Below are 21,677 nucleotides of genomic sequence, written 5' to 3'. Positions count from 1 at the left end.
CGCAACACCCCCAGTACCTTTCCCACCACATGAAGCCTGGCCGCTCCATCCTGACCGCCCACACCGCCACGGGCGTCGCGCCGGCTTCCAAAGCCCTCAAAGTGACCAAAGCCAAAGGCCTCCAGGCCCGGCTGTCCCCTTCGTACAGGTGATCCCGCAAGGTCACCGCCGTTCGAACGGGCCTGCCGGGTGTGCAGGCCCGCTGTGTTTTTGCAACCCTGTTTGAGTGTCCGAGCAAGCAAGCAACCGAGCAAGACAAGAGAGGAACCCATGAGCACGACTGCCACCAACTCCACCTGCCCCGAATGCGCCGCCGACGTCACCTTCACCCGCGCCCCGCTCCAGGGCGAGGTCGTCCGCTGCAAGGAGTGCAAGGCCGAACTCGAGGTCACCAACACCGCCCCCGTCGAGCTCACCCTCGCCCCGCAGGTCGAGGAGGACTGGGGCGAGTAATCAACGCGCCCACAGCCCTTAACTCACCGACTCCTGCACTGCATTCCTCCGCGCCTCCGCGTCTCCGCGAGAGATTCTCATGAACATCGCCTTCCTCTACTCCCGCATCCGCGTCGAAGAACGTCTCCTCATCGACGAGCTCACCCGCCGCGGCATCCCGCATGAGCTGATCGACGTCCGCACCGCGATCTTCGACATCCACGACACCGCCGCGTGGCAGCGCTTCGACGTTGTCTTTGAGCGCTGCATCAGCCAGACGCAGGCCACCACGGTCATCCGCTGCTTCGAGCGCATGGGTATCCCCTGCGTCAACCCCAGCGCGGTGATCGAGGCCTGCGGTGACAAGCTCGTCACCTCCCTCGCCCTCGCCCGCGCCGGCATCCCGACGCCCCGCGTGAAGGTGGCCGTGGAGCCCGAGTCGGCTCTCGAGGCCATCGAGCAGATGGGCTACCCGTGCGTGCTCAAGCCGACCGTGGGCAGCTGGGGCCGCCTGCTCGCCCGCGTGAACGACCGCGAGGCCGCGGAGGCGATCGTCGAGCACAAGTCGACCTTGGGTTCGGTGCAGCACGGCGTCTTCTACATCCAGGAGTACGTCGACAAGCCGGGGCGCGACCTCCGCGTGTTCATGGTGGGCGACGAGGCGATCGCCGCGATCTGCCGCAACAGCAAGCACTGGATCACCAACACCGCCCGCGGCGGCCAGGCCTCGGCGCACACCGTCACGCCCGAACTCGCCGACATCTGCCGGCGGGCCGCGCGTGCGGTCGGCGGCGGCGTCCTCGCCATCGACCTGCTCGAGTGCCCCCGGCGCGGGCTGCTCGTCTCCGAGATCAACCACACCATGGAGTTCCGCAACTCCATCGAGCCCACCGGCGTGGACATCCCGGGCCGGATGATCGACTTCGTTCTTGAACGAGCCCGAAGCGCTAGCGAGGGTCTTCCTTCTGTGATCGCTGAAGCCAAGCCTGCCGCCGGAGTCCTTTCGTGACGAGTACACAAACAAAGCTCCGCGCCTCCATCGTCGGCGGCTCCGGTTACGGCGGCGGCGAGGTCCTGCGCCTGCTGCTCGACCACCCGCATATCGAGGTCGCGCAGGTCACCAGCCGCCAGCAGGCCGGCAACTTCGTGACCTCCTCGCATCCCAACCTCCGCGGGCGGACCGACCTCGAGTTCGTCACGCCGGACCAGCTCACGCCGTGCGACGTGCTCTTCCTCTGCCTCCCTCATGGCGAGGCCAGCAAGAAGATCGAGCAGTACACCAAGCTCGCGCCGCGGATCGTCGACCTCTCCGCGGACTTCCGTATCAAGGACCCAGTGGCGTACCAGAAGTGGTACGGCGAGCCGCACCCCGCGCCGCAGTGGCTGGACCGCAGCGTGTACGGCCTGCCCGAGATCCACCGCGAGCGGCTGAAGGGCGCGAAGCTGGCGAGCGGCGTGGGCTGCAACGCCACCGCCGTGAACCTCGCGCTGCTGCCGCTGGCCCGCAAGGGCCTGATCCGCAGCGCGATCGTGGACCTCAAGGTCGGGTCGAGCGAGGGCGGCAACGCCGTGAACCCCGGCAGCCACCACCCCGAGCGCAGCGGCGCGGTCCGCTCCTTCGCGCCCACGGGCCACCGCCACCAGGCCGAGGTCCGCCAGGAGCTGGGCGAGTTTGACCTGCACATGTCCATCACCAGCGTCGAGCTCGTCCGCGGCGTGCTCTGCACCGCGCACGTGTTCCTCACGCAGGACCTCCAGGAGAAGGACATCTGGAAGCTCTACCGCGAGGCGTACCGGGCCGAGCCGTTCGTACGGATCGTGAAGGAGAAGCAGGGCATCCACCGCTTCCCCGAGCCCAAGTTCCTCGCGGGCACCAACTACTGCGACGTGGGCTTCGAGCGCGACCCGGACACCGGCCGCCTCGTCGTGATCTCCGCGATCGACAACCTGATGAAGGGCGCGGCCGGCTCCGCCGTGCAGTGCATGAACCTGATGTGCGGCTTCGAGGAGCGGACCGCGCTGACGTTCTCCGGCCTCCACCCGATCTGAACTCATGACCACAACGAACCACATCACCGTTGTCAAGCTCGGCGGCGCCGAGGGCACCAACCTGGGCGCGTTCGCCGCCGACGCCGCGGCCCTCATCAAGGCCGGGCACGCCTTGGTCATCGTCCACGGCGGTTCGCACGATACCAACACGCTTTCCGAGGCACTGGGCCACCCGCCGCAGTTCGTGACCTCCCCGTCCGGCCACACCAGCCGGCGCACGGACCGGCGCACACTGGAGATCTTCCAGATGGCCTGCCGCGGCAAGATGAACCAGCAGCTCGTGGAGCACCTGCAGCGCCACGGCGTCAACGCGGTTGGCCTCTCCGGCCTCGACGGGCGCACGTGGCAGGGCACGCGCAAGGACGCGATCCGCATCGTCGAGGAAGGCCGCACCCGAATCCTCCGCGACGACTTCACCGGCACCGTTGACACCGTCAATACCGACCTGCTCCGCATGCTGCTGGGCGCGGGGTACACGCCGGTGCTGTCCCCCCCGGCGATCTCGACCAACGACGAGCCGATCAACGTCGATGCGGACCGCGCGGCCGCGAAGACCGCGGCGGCGCTGGGCGCCAACACGCTGCTGCTGCTGTCCAACGTTGCGGGGCTGATGAGGTCCTTCCCCGACGAGTCCACCGTCATCCGCGAGGTGAAGCGGAGCGCCATCGAGCAGGCGAGCGAGTACGCCCAGGGCCGCATGAAGAAGAAGGTGCTTGGCGCGGCCGAGGCGCTCGAGGAGGGCGTCGCCCGCGTCATCCTCGGCGATGCTCGCGTGGAGTCGCCGATCACCAAGGCCCTGGCGGGCGCGGGGACCGTCATCCAATGAGCACACTCAACACCATCCCTACCAGCACCACCGCCGGCGCTGCCGGTGCAACCGATCCTCTTTTGCAGGGGGGGGCGGCGGGTGTCATGCCCGCCGTCCCTGCCCGTTTTCTCGAGCCCTCCAACAACTTCGCGACGCAGCTGCTCACTGAAATGGTGAGCATCCCTTCGCTATCGGGTGAAGAGCAGCACATCGCGACATACCTCGCGCAGATGATGCGTTCGCTGGGGTTCCAGGCGCACGTGGATGAGTCGGGCTCGGCCGTGGGGATCGCGCCATTCACCGCAGCTGCGGGCGAGCCGACGAAGGACATCGTCCTGCTGGGCCACATGGACACCGTGCCCGGCGTGGTGCCGATCCGGCGCGAGGGCGATCTGCTGTATGGGCGCGGGTCGGTGGATGCCAAGGGACCGCTGGCGACGTTCGTTGTCGCGGCCGCGCGCGCGAAACTGCCGGCGGGCGTGCGCCTGGTCGTGATCGGCGCAACCGACGAGGAGGGCGTGTCCTCGCGCGGCGCCCGCTTCAACGCCACGCAGTTCCGGCCCGACCTGTGCATCATCGGCGAGCCCAGCCATTGGGACGGCGTCACGCTCGGGTACAAAGGCCGCCTTCTGGTGGAGTACCGCCTCACCCGCGCCTGCTCGCACTCCGCCGGCCCGGGTCCCTCCGCTCCCGAGCTCGTGTCGTCGTGGTGGGAGAACGTGAAGCGCCGCGTGCGCGAGCTCAACGGCGAGCGCACCAGCCCATTCGAGATCGTCCAGGCCACGCTCCGCCGGATCAACACCAGCAGCGACGGCCTGTACGACCAGGTCCATGCTGTGGTCAGCTTCCGCATCCCGCTGCATGTGCAGCCCGATCAGCTCACGCAGATCTGCCGCGACGAGGCCGAGCACACCGACTACCCCAGCGAGTTTCTGGAGCCCAGCCACGCGAGCGCGGAGGTCATCGCCGACGGCCCCGAGGTTGCCTACATGGGGCCGCGCGACACCGCGGTGGTGCGTGCCTTCACCACGACCATCCGCCAGCACGGGGCCAAGCCGCACCTGCGCGTCAAGACCGGCACGAGCGACATGAACATCGTCGGCCCGATCTGGAAGTGCCCGATCGTCGCCTATGGCCCGGGCGACTCGCGCCTCGACCACACGCCCAACGAGCACATCTCCATCAGTGAGTACCACCGGGCCATCGAGGTGCTCACGGCCGTGATCGAGAGGGTGGCGCGGGAGGTGTGAGGAGGGGGCAGGGTCTGGGGGCGTAGGGCCTGAGGTGGATGGTGGGGGGGACGGTGATCGCTCGGTCGGCCCCGTGGCGGGGCCGAGCCCTTCCTGACGGTCGGGCCTCCTGTTGCGCAGGATCATGTTGGCTGCGCGGCGGGCGGTTTCGTCATGCTGGCAAAAGCGGGTGATGGCAACGAGGCGGGAAAGGGCTTGGTGGGTGGCCTCGGCCTGGAGTGTGGCCGTGCGCTGGTTCGCGATTCGCTCGACCTTGTCGAGGCGGGCGCGGATGTGGGGCTGGTCGGCCCAGTCGGCGAGCTTGAGGACGGACGTGTTGAGCTCACCCGCAAGTTCGGGGAGGCGGGTGTCGTGGGCGAACCAAGCCTCCATGATTTCCTGGTCGCGGGGGGGAGGGGGGGCAAGTCTGAAACGGGAAACCGGAAACCGGAGGGCTCGTTGGAGCTCGGGTTGCTGATCGGTGCCGGATGTGCGTCCGGTGGTGCTTCCACCAACCCCTCCCTAGCCCTCTCTCTGCGGGGCAGGGGACCGGAATCTGCGTTGTTGTGGTTCATGGTGGGCCTCTAACCAACCCGGGGGCGGTCATGTTTGTGCGCGCGGGTTTGACTTGCGCGCGGGGGTGGTGGGGCGTTGGGGCTGTGATTCTCGGGGTCAGAAAAATTGGGAAAGTGGCGGATTGTGGTTTTGCGCGGGCGGGGTTGTGCGCACAAACGTGGATTTAGGGGTGTAAGTGGCGGGTGGGGGTGGGGTTGGAGGGAAGGGGGTTTGCGCGGTTTTTGAGACAACGGTTGCGCTTGGTTGCGCTCTCGATGTGCTGGGCACTCCTCCGCCCCTTTTCGGGGCGGCTCGTCACGCGGGCCGTTTTCCACCAGTTGCGCTTGCGGCGAAGCGCCGCGGCGCTCCACTGGTGGCAACACTCTGGCGCCCCTTCGGGGCGGGGAAGCTGAGGCTCAGGATCCACTCGTTGCGCTTGCGGCGAGGCGCCGCGGCGCTCCACTGGTGGCAACACTCTGGCGCCCCTTCGGGGCGGGGAAGCTGAGGCTCGGGATCCACTCGTTGCGCTTGCGGCGAAGTGCCGCCGCGCTCCACTGGTGGCAACACTCTGGCGCCCCTTCGGGGCGGGGAAGCTGAGGCTCGGGATCCACTCGTTGCGCTTGCGGCGAAGCGCCGCTGCGCTTCACTGATGGCAACACTCCGGGGCCCTTTTGGGGCGGGGATGTTTGCGGCGAAAGCGCCGATTGTGAACGGGGACTCACCGAGTCTGGCGAATCCTGCACGCGCCGCCAGCCGATAACACTGCATGCGGCTTGCTCCGTCCCAACACGCGGCCAGGAAGGCTTCACTTCGTTACTGCTGTGACGGTGTGCCCGGGCTCAAGCGGGTCCGTGTGGGCAAGGCGTTCCGCTACGTCGATTGCAAGGGGAAGCCCGCGCGCCCTGGAGATGTTGACCGCATCAGGTCGCTCGCCATCCCGCCCGCCTGGGAGAAGGTCTGGATCAGCCCGCACGAGAACGGGCACCTCCAGGCCACCGGCATCGATGCCAGGGGCCGCAAGCAGTACCGCTACCACCCCGACTGGACGAAGCACCGGAACCTGTCGAAGTTCTCCGGCCTGCTGGACTTTGCGAACGCACTGCCCGCCATGCGACGGCGCATCCAGCGGGACATGGACCAGAAGGGCCTGGGCAAGGACAAGGTGTGCGCCACCGTCGTGCACCTGCTGGATGAGACGCGCATCCGCATCGGCAACGCCGAGTACGCGAAAGAGAACGACTCGTACGGGCTGACGACGATCCGCGACAGCCACGCGAAGATTGTGGGCGGCCAGATGCGGCTGCGGTTCCGCGCGAAGAGCGGCCAGATGTGCGAGATGGTGATCGATTCGCCGCGGGTGGCGAAGATCGCCAAGAACTGCCAGGACCTTCCCGGGCAGGAGCTGTTCGCGTACGTGGACCCGCACGGGCGCCCGCGCGACATCACCTCGACGGACATCAACGACTACCTGCTGGAGATCTCGGGGCTGCCGCTGACCGCGAAGGACTTCCGCACCTGGGGCGGCACGGTGATCGCGGCGGAGACGCTGATGAAGTTCGGCCCGCCCCGTTACAAGGACAACGACGAGCCGATCACGAAGGCGGAGCTGAAGCGGCGCGAGACCGCGGCGGTGAAGGCCGCGTCGCACGAGCTGTACAACACGGTGGCGACATGCCGGAAGTTCTACGTGCACCCGATGCTGATCGAGGCGTACGCGGACGGGCGGTTGGTGAAGGCATTTGACAAGGCACAGGAGCAGAGCAAGCCGCGGGAGCTGCGGATGCCCGAACGGGCGGTGCTGGAGTTCCTGAAGATGCTGGCCCGTTAGGCAAGCTCCATCCGCGTCGCGATGGCCCACCCTGAACAGGTCCTATAGGTCGGCGAAAATCTCTAGGTCCTCTGGGGAGCAACATTGCTCTCGGAGATCGCAGGGCCGGGTGGTATCCTGCGGGCTTCTACGGAGAAGCCACGATGCCGCTGCGCCTTGAATCCGCCTTCCTGTCCTTCATTGCGCTGGCCGCGGCCGGCATCGGCTGTGCGCTGCTGGCAACCGGTGATGAGGCCGCGCCGGCCTACCAGGGGCGTGTGAACCCGACCTTCGTCAACTTCGAGACCCCGCACTGCCACCCGCTGGAGCTGACGCCCGATGGCCAGCGGCTGCTGGCGGTGAACACCGCGGACAACAGCCTCGAGGTGTTCCAGATCGTGTCGGGCAGCCTGGTGTCGCTGGGTTCGGTGCCAGTGGGGCTGGACCCCGTGACGGTCCGCTGCCGCGCGAACGGCGAGGCGTGGGTTGTCAACAACATCTCCGACTCGGTGAGCATCGTGGATGTGGGTGCGATGCGGGTCACGCGCACGCTGAAGACAGGCGACGAACCCTTCGACGTGGTGTTCGCGGGCACGCCGGAGCGGGCGTTCGTGAGCTGCTCGATGATCGACGCGGTGCAGGTGTTCGACCCGGCCAATCCGGGCGTGGCGCCGGTGACGGTGGTGATCGATGCCCAGCGGCCGCGCTCCCTCGCGGTCAGCCCCGACGGCCAGACCGTCTACGCCGCCATCTTCGAGAGCGGCAACGGCACGACAATCCTCGGGGGCGGCGCCGGAACGACCGGCAACGTGCTGCAGTTTCCTCCCAACGTGGTGGGCGACTCGACTGGCCCGTACGGCGGCGTGAACCCGCCGCCCAACAGCGGCAACGCCTTTGTGCCTGCCAGGACACCGGGCAACCCGGCGGCGCCCGCGGTGGGGCTGATTGTCAGGAAGAACGCCGCGGGTCAGTGGATGGACGACAACAACCGCAACTGGACCGGCCTCGTGAGCGGCCCGCAGGCTTCGCGCTCGGGCCGGCCGGTGGGCTGGGACCTGCCCGACCGCGACCTCGCGGCGATCAGCACGAGCACTCTAAGCGTGAGCTACGCGACGACGCTGATGAACATCTGCATGTCGGTGGGCGTGAACCCGGCGACCGGCGTCGTCACGGTAGTGGGCACCGAAGCGACCAACCATGTCCGGTTCGAGCCCAACGTCAACGGCACGTTTGTGCGTGTCAACATGGCCTCGGTAAACGCGGCGAACCTCGGGCAGAAGACAATCGTCGACCTCAACCCGCACCTGACGTACGCGGGCTCGACGCTGCCGACACAGGGCGAGCGTGACCGGGCCATCGGTGACCCGCGGGCGATCGTGTGGAACAGCGCGGGCACCAAGGCCTACGTGAGCGGCATGGGCTCGAACAACGTCGTCGTGGTGAACGCCGCCGGGGCGCGGGCCGGCGGCTCGCCGGCGACGCAGACGATCGAAGTGGGGGAGGGCCCGACCGGCATCGCCCTCGATGAGGCCCGCGGCCGCATGTACGTGCTCAACCGCTTCGACGCGAGCATCTCGGTGGTGGGGCTGGCCGACGAGGTCGAGGGGGCACGCGTGCCGTTCTTTGACCCCACGCCCGCGGCCATCAAGCTCGGCCGCAAGCACCTCTACGACACGCACAAGAACTCGGGGCTGGGGCAGGCGTCGTGCGCTTCGTGCCACATCGATTCCAAAATGGACCGCCTTGCGTGGGACCTGGGCGACCCGTCGGGGACGGTGGCGCCGCTGGTGGACCTCAACCAGGGGTTCGGGGTGCCGGCGCTGGCGCCGGGGACGGGCGCGCCCGCGTACTCGGCGTTCCACCCGATGAAGGGGCCGATGACGACGCAGACGCTCCAGCACATCATCGGACTGGAGCCCCTGCACTGGCGTGCGGACCGCGCGGGGCTGGAGAACTTCAACGGCGCGTTCATGGGGCTGCAGGGCGATGATCAGATGCTGACGCCGCAGGAGATGCAGCAGTTCGAGGAGTTCCTGGCGACGATCTACTTCCCGCCCAACCCCTTCCGCAACTTCGACAACTCGCTGCCGACGAGCCTGCCGCTGCCGGGGCACTTCGCGACGGGGCGGTACGCGGGAAGCGGCGGGCTGGCCGCGGGAACGCCGCTGCCCAACGGCAACGCGCAGAACGGGCTGGCGATGTACCGCAGCACGAACCGGCGGCTGGACGGCAACACGTTCGCGTGCGCCACGTGTCACACGCTTCCAACGGGCGCTGGGCCAGACCACCGCCGCAACAACTCGACCGGCGCATGGGACGCGATCAGCCCCGGCAGCATGGGGCAGCGGCACATCGGCGTGGTGTCGGTGGACGGCTCGACGCAGACAACCATCAAGGTGGCGCAGCTGCGGAACGTCTACAAGAAGACCGGATTCAACGCGACAAAGACCAGCAACAACGCGGGGTTCGGCTACCTGCATGACGGCAGCGTGGACTCCATCGAGCGGTTCGTGAACGAGCCGGTGTTCACGCTGGCCAACGACCAGGAGACTGCGGACATGGTCGCGTTCATGCTGGCATTCGCGGGGAGCGATTTCGCCGCGCCCGGGCCGCTGGAGCCGCCGGGCCCTCTCAGCAACGACGTTCCGGCGTCGGTCGGCGTGCAGACCACGCTGATCAACCCCGGCGCGCCGGAAGCCGGGCAGCTCACCCTTATCAGCAGCATGATCGCGCAGGCGAACACCGGCAAGGTGGGCCTGGTGGCCAAGGCGCAGGTGAACGGCCGCAACCGCGGCTACCGCTACAACGGCGGCGGCGTGTGGCAGTCCGACCACGCGGGCGAGACACTCACCTCGGCTCAGGTGCAGGCGCTCGCCGGCGTCACGTACACCGTAGTGCCCAAGAACTCCGAGACGCGCATCGGCATCGACCGCGACCTCGACGGTGTGCTCAACTTTGACGAGGAGCCGCTGCCGCCGCTGTGCGGCACGGCCGACTTCAACGGCGATGGTGACACCGGCACCGACCAGGACATCGAGGCGTTCTTCGCCTGCCTGGGCGGCACCTGCTGCCCGCTGTGCGGCACGGCCGACTTTAACTTCGACGGCGACACCGGGACCGACCAGGACATCGAGGCGTTCTTCCGCGTGCTGGGCGGGGGCAGCTGCTGAAGAGTCGAGCTCGCTCGAAGCGAGCCGATCGGGACAGCGATCGAGTGCCACCTCATGGCACCGCCACCTGGCTAAGCGGTCACACACGCACCCGAACGCGGGACGACCGTTCCTTGGGGCAACGGACGCGGCTTCACGCCGTCCGGCCACGGCCTGCGCACAACATCCAGCACGTGCGGCAACCCGGAGCGGTACAGCAGCTGCTGCGCCACCTTCCGCATGCCCGTTGAGAGGTGGTTTGTGTGATTGCGGCGCGGCAGCTGGTCGCCGGGCCTCCATGTCAGCAGGCGCGGGTCGCGGTCATCCCACAGCCATTCGCGCCAACCTTTGTGCCAGTGCACGCCGTGGTAGGAGATCGCCGCCATTGCCCGCCGCAGTTCGCAGCGGCTACGCATCTGCTCGAACGACCTCCACCGGTAATGCCGAACGGGGATGCGCTGCACCGCTGGCAGGCCCGGGTTCCATGGGTTGCCGTGCGTCGGCGCCCAGTGCATGTTGCGGCGGAAGCGGAAGAACCGCGGCTCGACGACCGGCTCAATCACGCAGCGGTTCAGCCGCTCTGGCACAGGCAGGGCCCTGTCGATGGCCCGCACGTACTCGCCGCGCTCGTGTGAGGCCAGCTCCGCGTGCGTCAGCACGAACTCGTACATCTGCGCGAACACGCGGGACTCGTGCGGGCGCACGTGCGCCGGCAGCCACTCCCGCGGCGACACGTGGTAGAACTCATCCGCGTCCACGCGGGCCACCCAGTCGCCTGCCCTGAAGGTGTGCCGCACGCGCGAGAAGAGGTACCCGCGGGTGTCGCCCTCGGGCACCACCGGCTCGCTGGCCAACGGGTTCACGCGCCGGTCGCGCCGCGCCGCATCGTTCACGAGGTCCCAGGTGCCGTCGGTCGAGCCGGTGTCGTAGACGTGCAGGGCGTCGCACCAGCTCAGCAGGTGCTCCATGCACTCGCCGATGATGTCGGCCTCATCTCGGACGATCATGATGGCGTGAAGTCGCATCGGTGAACGGCGCCCGGTGTGCGGCCAAGTCTACCGGCACCGCGTGCATCCGGCGGCGGGCGCACCGGCGAACTCCCGGGTATGAGCACGCTCAAGGACCCCCGCGGCGGCCTCACCGCCGCGGGCCGCCGCTGGTACCGCGAGAAGTTCGGCATGCGCCTCAAGCCTGGGGTCAAGAAGGCGGCGCGCGATATGACGCTCGAGGAGATGCGGCGCAAGGGCAGCTGGGCCGTGCGGTTCTATGGGCGCTTCGGCCCGCTTCCGCCGCTGGTGGACGCCAAGGGCCGGCCCACGCGCCTGGCCCTCACCGCCGCGGCGTGGGGCGAGAAGGTGCCCAAAACCGAGGCCCAGGCGCGGGCCATCGCGCGGAAGGGCCGCAAGCTGCTGGCCGAGTACAAGCGGCGAAAAGCGATCGAAGGCCACTAACGGCGGAATGGCCCGCGACTGTTGGTGGTATGCTCCGCGGTACACGGGCTTACGCCCGTGAGGAGAGAGAGCATGCGCCCTGGAGTCGCCGCTGTTGTCGCCGTGGCCGGTCTGTGCCCATTGACTTATGCCGTGCAGAACACGCGCCTTGAGTTTCAGGTGTCAACGGATGCAGTGAACTGGAGCAGTTCGGTGAACGCACTGCCGGGCTCGCGGGTGTACGCGCGAACGCTGGTTACCAATCTTGACTCTGGGCCGGTGCCGGTGATCGGGCTTGCGTCGATGATGTACCAGCCGACGATCTCGCATTGGACTGCCGGCGACACCCTTCTCCCGTTTGTCAACGGCGGGAGGGGTTGGAACAACTCGACCCCGAGCGGAGCGATCAGCGGCACACAGGTGAGCGACACCACCAGCTTCGGGCGGATCAGCCCGTTCGCAGCGACAAACCTTACGGCAACGACCGCCATCCGCGGGCACTACCACGCGAACCCGACTGGCACCGGCGTCGGGTACATGCGCATCGCCCTCTCCAATGCGACCGCCTGGTTCGGAGGGACGGGGAACTCCAACGGCAACTTCGGGGTGCCCATCCGTCAGCTGAACGACATCGGCCGGGTCGCGACCGACCCCCCTTTCAACCCCGCTCTTGAGAACATCGCGGTCTTCAAGTTCGGGTGGACCATCGCGCCCGACTCTGTGAAACGCGCGATGGAGGTTTCAACTCCCGCCGAGTGGATGGGCAACCGCAACTCGCTGACCGGCGCCCGGGAGGTCTATTGGTTCACGAGCATGACGGAGGCGAGCGGGGCCGACCGCGGCACCGCTCTCGTGATTCCCGCGACTGTCAGGATCATCCCCGCGCCGGGCGTGTTCGCGATGCTCGTGCCCTCGCTGGGCCTGGCCCTGCGTCGTCGGCGTTCCTGAACTCACAGGCTCGCCAGGGCAAACCGCGTCGGCCGGCTGCGCACCCGCGGCGTCGAGGGAATGAGCGCGGCGGCGCGCTGGAGCAGCGTGCCCGCGAGCACCAGCAGGATCACGCTCTTGAGCGTGATGAGTTCACCCGCGAACGTCCACCCCGCGAACGCGTAGATGGCGATGAACACATAGAGCACGATCTGCACGACCTTGACCAGCGAGGCGACGAAACTCCCCAGCGTGTTGCGTCTCATAGTGGGGCGGAACATAGCGGGCCTGAACACGCGCGGCCGCGCCGGACTTGAGAGAAACTGGGCAACTTGCGCAACCGACAGGCGCGGCACGTGCCGTGCACGCGCTCCATGTGAACGGGCTGTGGAGATCTCTTGCTGAACGTCGATCGGGGACGCAGTTCCTGCGCGATCGACGCGGTTCTTCAGGACTCGCCGCGGCAGAACCCCCGAGCCCGCGCGGTAGACTGGCGCGACCGCATGGCGAAGGGCACCACCATGTTCGAACGCTTCACGGACCGGGCGCGACGGACGATGGCACTGGCGAACCGGCACGCCCAGCGCCTCAACCACACGCATATCGACGCCCCCCACATGCTGCTCGGGCTGCTCGAGGAGGGCTCGGGCGTCGCGATGAGCGCTCTCCGCAGCCTCAACCTCGACATCAGGCAGGCGATCCGTGCGGCCGAGGCCGCCGCCGGGCCGCCCGGGCCAACGGTGGTCACGCTGGGCAAGCTCCCGCAGACCGTCCCCGCCAAACGCATCATCGAGCAGGCGATCGAGGTCGCGCGATCGCTGGGCCACACCTACGTCGGTACCGAGCACATCTGCCTCGCCATGTTGCGCGACCCCGCGGGCGTCGGGGTGCAGGTGCTCGGCCAACAGGGCGTCACTTTTGAGGGGCTGCGGGACGAAGTAGTTCGGCAGCTGGGACCTTCACCCACGCCCGAATCACTACCGCCGGGAGAGAGTGCACCGGGACGCGCCGCCGGCACTCCAGCCTGGAACGTCGTCGCGCTGGTGCTGCTCGCGCTCGCGGTGGGCTGGCTGGTGTGGCGCGAACTGACACGCCCGTAACCGTCGATGTCGAGCGAACGCCCGGTGCGAGAGACCGCTAGTCGCGCCGGCGCGTCTCGGCCGGCGGCACGTACCCAAGGCCCTTGTCCGCCGCCTCGCCGTAGAACTCCGGATGCTGGTAGGTGCCGCGCTCGGCCCCCTGCTTGTCGGCCTCGACGGGCGCGCCGTGCCGCTGCACCCAGCGGTCGCTGCGCACCGCCTCAACCCGCCACGACACGCGCGCCCCGGGCACGCCCCCCGCGATGCGGAACGTGCACACCGGGACCGCGGAGCCGGGGTCGAGCTTCGTGCCCGACGCGAGCAGCGTCTCGTCAATCTCTTGAGACACGTGCAGCATGGGCATCGCGGCCCCCAGCGGCGTCAGCGTGTACCGCGGGTCGCGGTTCATGGACGCGAAGTACGCCGGCATCGTGATCGTCGCACCGCCATGTCCGTCGAGCTCCACCTTTCCCGAGTAAGTGTTCAGCACCTCGGGCGATTCCACGCTGTAGTGCAGCAGGTACTTGTTGGCCGGATCGCTGGGGTGGTCGATGCGGAAGGACTTCACCCCGCTCGCGCCAGAGGCACCGGACGCGAATACGCCGAACCCAGCGCTGTTCGATACGCCGCGCACGCCGTAGATGGTCCCGCTCGTCGCGGTCGCCATGCCCAGCACACCGGCCCCGTTCGTCCCCGCGGCCTCGAACCGCCCACCGTAGCTGCTGCCAGCGCCGGTGCTGGTGTTGCGTCCGTAGACGCCGGTGCCGTCGGGGCTGACCGCCTCGCCGTACACGCCGAAGCTGAACCCGCTGGTGGCGGTCGCCTCCGCGTACACCCCGCGCCCGGTGCTGCTCGCGTTCACCGCCCACAGCCCGTACGTGAAACCCGTCGCGGCGTCCGCCTGCGCCTTGATGGCGGTGCCCAGCCCGCTTGACGACGTGCGGCCCACGATGCCGTAGTTCGTGCCGCTCGCGTGCGTGGCGTGGGCGTAGACGCCGGTGCCCTGCATGCCCGCCGCCTGCGCCCACACGCCGTAGTTGAACCCGCCTGTGCCCGTCGCGGTTGCGTGCACGCCATAACCGTCGCTGCTGGCGGTCGTGAACTCGCCGCCGGTGGCGAGACCGGTGGTGGCGGTGGCCGCGCCGTACACGCCGTGCCCCGAGGTGCTGGCCGACTCGAACCGCCCGCCGTAGTTCGCGCCCGTGGTGTTGGTTGCAAGGCCCAGGACGCCGCGCCCGCCGACGCTGCTCGCGATCCCCTGCACCGCCGGGGCGGTCCCTGTCGCGGCGGTCTGAACCCCGAGCACGCCGGCACCCGCGCTGTTGAGCGATGCGTTCTCAGCGCGGATGACCGGACCCGCCGTGTTGCCTGTCAGTGAGAGCGGGTTGGGGATCGTCGTCAGGAAGCTCGAGGCGCTCAACCCGTCGAGAAGGTCAGCGTTCAGGTTGGTCACCAGCGAGGTGCTGCTCACCGTGAAGGGAGCCCCCGCCGCGGTGAAAATCGGCGCGATCGAGAAGGTCTTGGCGGCACTGAAGGTCTGTGGGGCGTTGAGCAGAGCGACGTTCGCCGAGAGGCGTGCATCGGCGAGCAGGCCGGTGCTCACCGCCGCGGCATTGAGGGACGTCAGCCCCGCACCGCTGCCCGTGAACGCGTTGGATGGGCTGCTGAAGGTCAGCGGCGATGAGTAGGTCCCGGTCAGCCGTGCGCTGGGCAGCGTGCCCGCGCTCATATTCGACGCGTTCTGATAGAACGAGGGCGGCTGCCCCGCGAGCTGGGACGCGTTGGCCGCCGCATTGGCGTTGGACGCGGTGCCGGCGCTCACCGCGTAGTGCGCGTACGGCGCGGGCGTGAGGGCCTGGCGCGGCAGGACCGTGAAGCCGGTCGCGTCGCCGCACCCCTGCCCCGTGTCCGCTCGGACGGACACCTCCAGGTACAGCGCCGTCCCGCCGTAGACCGCGCCAAAGTCCAGGTGCACGGTGAAGAAGCCGTCGACGACCGCGAGATTGTCGCTGCACAGGAGGGGGCCCACGCTGGAGCCGCCCGTCGGCACGCTGAAGAGCCGGAACTGGAAGTCGTGATCGCCGCTCGCGCCGCCCGCGCCGGCGCTCAAGCGGCCCTGGTAGGTGAAGGTCGTGGGCAGCGTCTGGGCATGGGCCGAGAGCCCGAGCAACATGGCGGCGCAGGCGGGAACGAACGTGGCGGTGCGGTGCATCTGGATCCCCTCGAGTTGAGCCCCGGGGCGAGAACCGGGGAGGCGATCAGGCTACCGCGCAGGGGCCCGCTTCCCAAGCGAATGTGGTGCGAGAGTGCGTTGGGCTGCCACCCCCGCATCGGCCTCGCCTGCCGCTGGGCCGGCACTTCATACCATCCCCACATGCACGCGCCGACGACCTCAAACCGAGTGCACCCCGACCTCGTCCGCCTCCGCCCGGTCGGTCCGGGGGACTTGGACGCCCTCTACGCGATGCAGGCGGACGCTGAGTCGAACGCCATGGCGGGGACCAAGCCCCGCCCGCGCGATGTTTTCTTCGCGGTGTGGGACAAGCACTTCGTCAACCCGCTGATCAACGGGCAGGTGATCGAGGTTCAGCGCGCCCCCGCGCGGGCGGAGCCTCCCGCGTACGAGATCGCCGGCAGCATCGCCTGCTTCCAGCCGCCCGACGGCTCCAACCACGTCGGCTACTGGATCGCGCGCGAGCACTGGGGCCGGGGTTTCGCCTCGCGGGCGCTGCCGCTGTTCCTCAAGCAGGAGCCACGCCGCCCGCTGCACGCGACGACCGCCGCGAGCAACGCGGCGTCGCAGCGCATCCTGGAGCGCTGCGGGTTCCGACGCGTGGGGCAGAAGTGGTGCGAGGAGACGGAGCGGTACCTGGCGCGCGAGGTGGTGGAGTGGGTGCTGGAGTCGTAGGATCAGATGGATCGCTTACGCGTCTCATGTCCGACGTCGAGAGGAGCCACGCATTCCCACTCTCTGAAGACATGTTCTGGATGCGCCTGGAGTACCGGCTTTGCCACGAGTTCGAAGGGCTCCCGGAGCGACGGCACCAGTTCCTCTGGTGCGACGGCCTGGATCCTGAGGCCTACGAGCTGAACCCCGGCCCGGACGATCCCGACCAGCGGGCACGCATCCACGGCCTCGCCTGGATCGGCTGGCGCGGGGCCGATGTGCGGGAGTGGCGGTTCACACTGCTGCTGCCCCACGGCAGCCCACGGTCGCGTGGGGCGATCGACTGGCAGGCCCTGCTGCCGCCGGACGACATGACGTGCTGGATCAGCTTCGATGAGAAGGAGCGGTACCTGGAGATCGAGCCGGGCGTGGCACGGCCTGATCTGCCTTAGCCTAGACCGCGCGTTCCTCAAACCTGCGAGCGCGCCGTCTGAGCGTCGCAGCGTTCCTGCAACTCACCCCGCCTTCGGCGGCTGCCACAGTTCAACCTTGTTCCCCTCCGGGTCCATCACCCAGCCGAACTTGCCGTACTCGGAGTCCTGCGGCTCGCCGACAACGTTGCACCCCTCCGCCCGCAGCGCGGCGATGAGCGCGTCGAGGTCCTCGACGCGGTAGTTGATCATGAAGCTCGCCTGGCTGGGGGCGAAGTAGTCGGTCTCTGCCTTGTGGGGGCACCAGATGGTCGCGCCCTTGCCGCCGCTGTCGTCGGCCCAGTTGAAGGCCGCGCCGCCCCACGGCTGCACGTCGATGCCCAGGTGCTTTTTGTACCACTCGCCCAGGGCCTTGCGGTCCCTGGCCTTGAAGAACACGCCGCCGATGCCGGTCACTCGCTTCATGTGTCACCTCTCAGGCCTGACGGCGCGGCGGAACGCTGCACAGCCCGCCGCAGAGCACGGCCACCGCGCCGATGATCGGGTTAGAGACCGCGACCCACGTCGGCTCCCGTCCCTTCTCCATGAACTGCTCGACTGTCAGCCCCGGCTCGCGCACGCCGGTGGGCTCGGGCTTCTGCAGCGTGAAGTACGCCATCGTGAAGCCGATCACGAGCACCACCCCTGCCAGCGCCATCACCGGCCCGCGCGCACGCCCGATCTTCGCGCACACCCACCCGCCGAACAGGCCGACCACACCCGTGATCCCCGGGGCCGCGATACACAGGATCATGTTGCCCTTCCACGTCCCCTCCTCCAGCAGCCGGTCGGGCCCCATGCCAAACCACAGGCCGCCGAACAGTGCCATCACGAGCACGGCAATGACGATGTATGACACGATGACGGCGAGGATCGATCGGAGCATGGAGACCTCCTGTTACCGCCCGCAGTCTACATGGGCCGCCCTGCTACCGCGGCCAGCGCCACGCGAACACCGCGCCCGTGATCGCGCCCAGCACCAGCCCGTCGATGATGTTCGCACCGATCGTCCGCCGGTACGAGCCCCACCAGATGGCGCCTGGCAGCGAGGCGAAGGTGTACGTCAGCACGCCCGCGGTGGCGACGACCTGGAATACGCGCTCGAACGACGCGCCGCGCTCCAGCGTGATCGAGGCGAGATAACCGATGAGCGCGCTGGTGGCGAGGTACACCGCCAGCGTGCCCGCCATCTTCGCGCCCATCGACATCGGCGTCTTCCACAGGACCAGGTGCCCGACGGGCCCGGCCTCGAGCGCCTGCTTCACCTTCTCCGACTCCATGGCCTCCCGGGCGCGGAAGTCGGGGAACAGGTAGCTGCCGGGCCTGATCCCGCCGGCGCGGAGCGACGCCAGAAGCGCGTCCTCCGTGCCCGCCGGGTGCTGCTCGTCCAGACCGATGAAGTCGCCCTTGTGGTGCAGGAAGGGCATGCTCAGCACGGTCGCCGCGATCCAGGTGCCGACGCCGGAGAGAACAATCGGCAGCCACAGCGAGATCAGGAGTTCCATGGGCACGCTCCCTTCGGGCCGCAGCCTAGCACGCGCGGCCTGTGCACGGACTGTGGAGGGCGCGGCCCTCAACCCAAAGGCTTCCCCTCGCTGTTGCCCTCCGCCATCCCCCGCCAAGGCTGACCGGTAGCGGCGACTTCACTCCATCTGAAACGAACTTCGGGAAATTCTGCGCACCATCGCACGATTCCCGGTAACTTCCGCCCCGTCAGCGATTCCCCCTCTCACCGCGGCCCCCCGGCTCCACCACCCGGGGGGCCGCACCCTTTTTGCTCCCGCAACAATCCGGTGTGCTGGCACACCTACGAACCTGGGCGCGGTCGCTTAGGAACGAGACCGTCGCGCTCGCGATCGCCGTGCGCGACCCGCGCACGCCGTGGTACGCCAGGGCGCTGGGCGTGTGCGTCGTGGCGTACGCCCTGAGCCCCCTCGACCTCCTCCCCGACTTCATCCCGGTGCTGGGCCTTCTCGACGATCTCGTGATCGTGCCCGCGGGGCTGTGGGCCCTGCGGCGGATGATCCCCGCGCCCGTCATGCACGATGCACGCGAGCGCGCCACAACGGCGCTGACCAGCGCCGGCGGGCGCTGGGTCGCCGCGCTCATCGTGGTCCTGTGGCTGGGCGCGGCCGCCGCCGTCGCCTGGTGGCTCCGGCAGCGGTGGCCCCGCACCTAGATCGGCCGCTCAAACCCATCCTGCCCCCTCTCCGCGAAACTCCGCCCCCTCCGCGTCCACTCCGCGGTAATGCCTTTGCTGCTTCTCCTTCGCGCCCTCCGCGTTCCAGCCCGCAGACCACCTGCAATACGCCCCCGCACCGGCGACATCCCATAGCGACGCTCCTGAGTTGACCGGCCCGGTGAGGGCCGGCGCGGGGCTGGCTTCTCTGCCACAAGGGGCTTCACATGTCCACACGCACACTGGCCGGCGCGGGCGTCCTCTTCCTCCTCGCGGGCTCGACCCTCGCTCAGACCTCGCCGCGCTACACCGTCGTCCACCTGGGCACGGGCTGGAACTCCACGCCCACTGGCCTCACCAATAGCGGGCTGGTCGCGGGCAACTACCAGAACAGCAGCGGCCAGTACCGCGCCTTCCGCTGGCAGGAGGGCGGCGTGCAGGACCTGGGCACCCTGGGCGGCACCACGCAGGTGGGCGCGGTGAACGAGCAGGGCGTCATGGTCGGGCTCTCGGTCAACGCCCAGGGCCGCCAGCGGGCGGTGCGCATCGACGCGAGTGGGATCACCGACCTCGGCGGCGCCGCCAACGCGACCGCCTCCATCGCCAACGACATCAACAGCGCGGGCTGGATCGTCGGCAGCTCCATGGTCCCCGGCGGGAGCAGCAGCGTGTACCGCCCGCTGCTGTGGCGCGACGGCGCCGTGCTCAGCCTGAGCACGCTGCCCGCCTCACCCAGCGGCCAGGCCGACGCCCGCGCCCTCAGCGACACCGGCTTCGTTACCGGCTGGGCCATCAACGCCCAGAACCGCCAGCACGCCTTCCGCTGGACTGAGTCCGGCGGCATGATCGACCTCGGCAGCCTGTACGCCGTCGGCTGGTCGGTCGGCATGGACGTCAACAGCGAGGGCACGGTGGTGGGGGCCACGCTGACCCCCGACGGCCAGCGTGGCTTCGTGTGGACCCCGGGCGGCGGCATGCAGGCCCTGGGTGTGCCCGCGGGCTATATCGAGTCCTGGGCGTACGCCATCAACAACGCCGGCGTCATCGTGGGCTACAGCACGCGTTTGGACGACGAGGACTGCATCACGATCTTCGAGCCCACGCTCTGGCAGAACGACGCCGCCCGCACGCCCGTCGCCCTCAGCCAGCACGTCGAGGGCCCGGCGGGGGGCGAGACGCTGCACAGCGTGCTCGACATCAACGACCACGGCCACATCGTGGGCATCACCTCCGGCGCCGGGGCCGTGCTGCTCATCCCCGCGGGCGCGACCGGCTGCACCGCCGACTTCAACGGCGACGGCGACACCGGCACCGACCAGGACATCGAGTCCTTCTTCGCCTGCCTGGGCGGGAACTGCTGCCAGACCTGCCCGCCCACCGCCGACTTCAACCAGGACGGCGACGTGGGCACCGACCAGGACATCGAGAGCTTCTTCAGGGTGCTGGGCGGGGGGGCGTGCTGAGTTCCAAGCGGGCGCGCGCGGCTCACGATCGGCGGGCGGGCCCGGTGATTACCGCGTCCGCCGCCGCCCCGCCGCCAGCAGCCCCGCGAGGCCCAGCACGCCGGTCGTGGGCGCCGCGGGAACGGTGTACGTCCACAGCATCGCCTCGTTGCGGGCGGTGGCGGGGTTGAAGGCGCTGCCGGCGATGTAGGTCGTCGTGCCGTCGGACCAGATGCTGTTCGCGGCGGAGCTGCTATACCCCGCGGGCAGGTACTGGTGCAGGTCTTCCCAGCTCGCGGCGGTGCCGCGCCAGAGGCCCGCCCGCTGGGCATCGGGGAAGCTCGCGGTGCCGACCTGCACGCCGTTGAACACGCCCCGGGCGCTGGAGCCGAAGGCGCCGGCGGGCGTGAGGCTGAGGAACGACGCCGCGGAGCCGCTCCACAGGGCCGCATGGTTTCCGGGGGTGCCCTGCACCAGCCCGACCTGCTGGCCGTTGTGCACCGCGACCGCGATCGAGATCTGGTAGCCGGTGGGGTGGAGATTGACGAAGCTGGCGGCCGTGCCGCTCCAGAAGGCGGCGCGGTTGCCCTGGCCGCCGATATTGACCTGCCCAACCTGCTGCGTGCCGTCGGTGCCGCGTGCGGTAGAGGTGTTCACGCCCGAGGGGTGCAGGCTGACCCACGAGCCCGCGGTGCCGCTCCAGAGTCCCGCGCGGGTGAGGTTCTGGTCGCTGGTGAACGTGGCTTCGCCCACCTGCTGGCCTCCGCCGATGCCGTGGGCGGTGGAGAGGAACGCGCCCGCGGGGTGCAGGCTGGTGGCGGACGCGGCGGTCCCGCCCCACAGCGTGGCCTGGCGGTCAGAGAACCCCGACCAGCGCACCAGCCCCACGTGCTGCCCGCCGTCGGTCCTGAGCAGCTGCCCCGAGTGCGCCCCGGCGGGGAGCATGTTGACGTGCGAGGCCTGCGTCCCCGTCCACAGCGCCGGGTTGTTGCCGTAGTTCCCCACCTGCACGCCCCCGGCGGTGCCGTTGGCAAAGGCGTTGGTGCTGGCATCGGGCGGCGTCAGGGCGGTGACGTTCCACTGCGCCTGCGCGGGGGCGACAGCGATACCCAGCGCGGCGGACACCGCGGTCACAACGGCGGTACGGACAGGCATGCGTGGTATCCCCCCTCTCGGGTCTCTGGGGAACGAGACTACCACAGCGGGGGAGGCATGCAAGCAGATTGCGGACCAC

General features: G+C 69.0%; 22 protein-coding genes. 15 read left to right on the top strand and 7 right to left on the bottom strand.

Annotated features, from left to right (window positions below):
* Window positions 1-29: 29 nt before the first annotated feature.
* From VD997_04100 to VD997_04065, 8 genes are all read left to right on the top strand, one after another.
* The gene (locus VD997_04100; protein HYE61156.1) at window positions 30-152 is read left to right on the top strand and encodes a hypothetical protein; all 123 of its coding nucleotides are present in this window, start codon (window positions 30-32) and stop codon (window positions 150-152) included.
* 118 nt (window positions 153-270) lie between these two features.
* Window positions 271-453 carry a lysine biosynthesis protein LysW gene (lysW, locus tag VD997_04095; protein HYE61155.1) on the top strand — a complete coding sequence of 61 codons (183 nt, stop codon included), beginning with the start codon at window positions 271-273 and terminating at the stop codon, window positions 451-453.
* 79 nt (window positions 454-532) lie between these two features.
* Window positions 533-1,441: a lysine biosynthesis protein LysX gene (gene lysX / locus VD997_04090; protein HYE61154.1), complete on the top strand. Its 909-nt coding sequence runs from the start codon at window positions 533-535 to the stop codon at window positions 1,439-1,441.
* Entirely contained in the window at window positions 1,438-2,481 is a 1,044-nt protein-coding gene (gene argC, locus VD997_04085; protein HYE61153.1) for an N-acetyl-gamma-glutamyl-phosphate reductase, read from the top strand. The genes lysX and argC overlap by 4 nt, the downstream gene beginning before the upstream one ends.
* Window positions 2,482-2,485: 4 nt before the next feature.
* Window positions 2,486-3,307 carry a [LysW]-aminoadipate kinase gene (locus VD997_04080; GenBank protein ID HYE61152.1) on the top strand — a complete coding sequence of 274 codons (822 nt, stop codon included), beginning with the start codon at window positions 2,486-2,488 and terminating at the stop codon, window positions 3,305-3,307.
* Window positions 3,304-4,539: a [LysW]-lysine hydrolase gene (locus VD997_04075; protein HYE61151.1), complete on the top strand. Its 1,236-nt coding sequence runs from the start codon at window positions 3,304-3,306 to the stop codon at window positions 4,537-4,539. Before VD997_04080 ends, VD997_04075 begins: the two co-directional genes overlap by 4 nt.
* A gap of 1,363 nt (window positions 4,540-5,902) precedes the next feature.
* Window positions 5,903-6,901: a hypothetical protein gene (locus VD997_04070; GenBank protein HYE61150.1), complete on the top strand. Its 999-nt coding sequence runs from the start codon at window positions 5,903-5,905 to the stop codon at window positions 6,899-6,901.
* 143 nt (window positions 6,902-7,044) lie between these two features.
* Complete coding sequence (locus VD997_04065; protein HYE61149.1) at window positions 7,045-10,050, top strand: hypothetical protein; 3,006 nt, start codon at window positions 7,045-7,047, stop codon at window positions 10,048-10,050.
* Between the two features lie 71 nt (window positions 10,051-10,121).
* Here VD997_04065 and VD997_04060 read toward each other — a convergent pair whose 3' ends face one another.
* Window positions 10,122-11,054 (bottom strand): glycosyltransferase family 2 protein, encoded by a 933-nt coding sequence (locus VD997_04060; protein HYE61148.1) that lies wholly within the window; start codon window positions 11,052-11,054, stop codon window positions 10,122-10,124.
* Between the two features lie 81 nt (window positions 11,055-11,135).
* Between VD997_04060 and VD997_04055 the strand changes: the two genes are divergently transcribed.
* A complete protein-coding gene (locus VD997_04055; protein HYE61147.1) occupies window positions 11,136-11,480 on the top strand; it encodes a DUF6321 domain-containing protein in 345 nt (114 codons plus the stop codon).
* Between the two features lie 192 nt (window positions 11,481-11,672).
* The gene (locus VD997_04050; GenBank protein HYE61146.1) at window positions 11,673-12,407 is read left to right on the top strand and encodes a hypothetical protein; all 735 of its coding nucleotides are present in this window, start codon (window positions 11,673-11,675) and stop codon (window positions 12,405-12,407) included.
* 2 nt (window positions 12,408-12,409) lie between these two features.
* On the opposite strand, the gene VD997_04045 is transcribed toward VD997_04050, so the two are convergent.
* Window positions 12,410-12,652, bottom strand: coding sequence for a hypothetical protein (locus tag VD997_04045; GenBank protein HYE61145.1), 243 nt, complete (start codon window positions 12,650-12,652; stop codon window positions 12,410-12,412).
* A gap of 237 nt (window positions 12,653-12,889) precedes the next feature.
* On the opposite strand from VD997_04045, the gene VD997_04040 reads away from it, so the two are divergent.
* Window positions 12,890-13,486, top strand: coding sequence for a Clp protease N-terminal domain-containing protein (locus tag VD997_04040; GenBank protein HYE61144.1), 597 nt, complete (start codon window positions 12,890-12,892; stop codon window positions 13,484-13,486).
* A 37-nt stretch (window positions 13,487-13,523) separates the two neighbouring features.
* On the opposite strand, the gene VD997_04035 is transcribed toward VD997_04040, so the two are convergent.
* The gene (locus VD997_04035) at window positions 13,524-15,677 is read right to left on the bottom strand and encodes a hypothetical protein (GenBank protein ID HYE61143.1); all 2,154 of its coding nucleotides are present in this window, start codon (window positions 15,675-15,677) and stop codon (window positions 13,524-13,526) included.
* A gap of 162 nt (window positions 15,678-15,839) precedes the next feature.
* Here VD997_04035 and VD997_04030 point away from each other — a divergent pair, with 162 nt between their 5' ends.
* Window positions 15,840-16,373, top strand: a complete 534-nt coding sequence (locus VD997_04030; GenBank protein HYE61142.1) for a GNAT family N-acetyltransferase — start codon at window positions 15,840-15,842, stop codon at window positions 16,371-16,373.
* Between the two features lie 71 nt (window positions 16,374-16,444).
* Window positions 16,445-16,804, top strand: coding sequence for a hypothetical protein (locus VD997_04025; GenBank protein ID HYE61141.1), 360 nt, complete (start codon window positions 16,445-16,447; stop codon window positions 16,802-16,804).
* 63 nt (window positions 16,805-16,867) lie between these two features.
* On the opposite strand, the gene VD997_04020 is transcribed toward VD997_04025, so the two are convergent.
* The 3 genes from VD997_04020 to VD997_04010 are packed head-to-tail and all read right to left on the bottom strand — an operon-like array spanning window position 16,868 to window position 18,327.
* Window positions 16,868-17,248, bottom strand: coding sequence for a VOC family protein (locus VD997_04020; GenBank protein ID HYE61140.1), 381 nt, complete (start codon window positions 17,246-17,248; stop codon window positions 16,868-16,870).
* Between the two features lie 10 nt (window positions 17,249-17,258).
* Window positions 17,259-17,708, bottom strand: coding sequence for a hypothetical protein (locus VD997_04015; protein ID HYE61139.1), 450 nt, complete (start codon window positions 17,706-17,708; stop codon window positions 17,259-17,261).
* A 43-nt stretch (window positions 17,709-17,751) separates the two neighbouring features.
* A complete protein-coding gene (locus VD997_04010) occupies window positions 17,752-18,327 on the bottom strand; it encodes a hypothetical protein (protein HYE61138.1) in 576 nt (191 codons plus the stop codon).
* Between the two features lie 290 nt (window positions 18,328-18,617).
* On the opposite strand from VD997_04010, the gene VD997_04005 reads away from it, so the two are divergent.
* Window positions 18,618-19,001, top strand: coding sequence for a DUF1232 domain-containing protein (locus tag VD997_04005; protein ID HYE61137.1), 384 nt, complete (start codon window positions 18,618-18,620; stop codon window positions 18,999-19,001).
* A gap of 227 nt (window positions 19,002-19,228) precedes the next feature.
* Window positions 19,229-20,464 (top strand): hypothetical protein, encoded by a 1,236-nt coding sequence (locus VD997_04000; GenBank protein HYE61136.1) that lies wholly within the window; start codon window positions 19,229-19,231, stop codon window positions 20,462-20,464.
* 48 nt (window positions 20,465-20,512) lie between these two features.
* On the opposite strand, the gene VD997_03995 is transcribed toward VD997_04000, so the two are convergent.
* Window positions 20,513-21,598, bottom strand: coding sequence for a hypothetical protein (locus tag VD997_03995; GenBank protein HYE61135.1), 1,086 nt, complete (start codon window positions 21,596-21,598; stop codon window positions 20,513-20,515).
* Window positions 21,599-21,677: the final 79 nt, after the last annotated feature.

The organism is Phycisphaerales bacterium, assembly GCA_035627955.1.
Classification (GTDB): domain Bacteria; phylum Planctomycetota; class Phycisphaerae; order Phycisphaerales; family UBA1924; genus JAEYTB01.
Note: the sequence above shows the minus strand (reverse complement) of the source record. Positions and strands in the feature narration are given on the sequence as shown.

Bases quoted from the DNA above. Each gene is read 5' to 3' on its own strand.
- VD997_04040 (HYE61144.1), top strand. From the start codon at position 12,890: ATGGCGAAGGGCACCACCATGTTCGAACGCTTCACGGACCGGGCGCGA.
- VD997_04000 (HYE61136.1), top strand. From the start codon at position 19,229: ATGTCCACACGCACACTGGCCGGCGCGGGCGTCCTCTTCCTCCTCGCG.
- VD997_04025 (HYE61141.1), top strand. From the start codon at position 16,445: ATGTTCTGGATGCGCCTGGAGTACCGGCTTTGCCACGAGTTCGAAGGG.
- VD997_04065 (HYE61149.1), top strand. From the start codon at position 7,045: ATGCCGCTGCGCCTTGAATCCGCCTTCCTGTCCTTCATTGCGCTGGCC.
- VD997_03995 (HYE61135.1), bottom strand. From the start codon at position 21,598: ATGCCTGTCCGTACCGCCGTTGTGACCGCGGTGTCCGCCGCGCTGGGT.
- VD997_04060 (HYE61148.1), bottom strand. From the start codon at position 11,054: ATGCGACTTCACGCCATCATGATCGTCCGAGATGAGGCCGACATCATC.
- VD997_04010 (HYE61138.1), bottom strand. From the start codon at position 18,327: ATGGAACTCCTGATCTCGCTGTGGCTGCCGATTGTTCTCTCCGGCGTC.
- VD997_04055 (HYE61147.1), top strand. From the start codon at position 11,136: ATGAGCACGCTCAAGGACCCCCGCGGCGGCCTCACCGCCGCGGGCCGC.
- VD997_04030 (HYE61142.1), top strand. From the start codon at position 15,840: ATGCACGCGCCGACGACCTCAAACCGAGTGCACCCCGACCTCGTCCGC.
- VD997_04100 (HYE61156.1), top strand. From the start codon at position 30: ATGAAGCCTGGCCGCTCCATCCTGACCGCCCACACCGCCACGGGCGTC.
- VD997_04035 (HYE61143.1), bottom strand. From the start codon at position 15,677: ATGCACCGCACCGCCACGTTCGTTCCCGCCTGCGCCGCCATGTTGCTC.
- VD997_04015 (HYE61139.1), bottom strand. From the start codon at position 17,708: ATGCTCCGATCGATCCTCGCCGTCATCGTGTCATACATCGTCATTGCC.
- VD997_04075 (HYE61151.1), top strand. From the start codon at position 3,304: ATGAGCACACTCAACACCATCCCTACCAGCACCACCGCCGGCGCTGCC.
- lysW (HYE61155.1), top strand. From the start codon at position 271: ATGAGCACGACTGCCACCAACTCCACCTGCCCCGAATGCGCCGCCGAC.
- VD997_04080 (HYE61152.1), top strand. From the start codon at position 2,486: ATGACCACAACGAACCACATCACCGTTGTCAAGCTCGGCGGCGCCGAG.
- VD997_04045 (HYE61145.1), bottom strand. From the start codon at position 12,652: ATGAGACGCAACACGCTGGGGAGTTTCGTCGCCTCGCTGGTCAAGGTC.
- lysX (HYE61154.1), top strand. From the start codon at position 533: ATGAACATCGCCTTCCTCTACTCCCGCATCCGCGTCGAAGAACGTCTC.
- VD997_04020 (HYE61140.1), bottom strand. From the start codon at position 17,248: ATGAAGCGAGTGACCGGCATCGGCGGCGTGTTCTTCAAGGCCAGGGAC.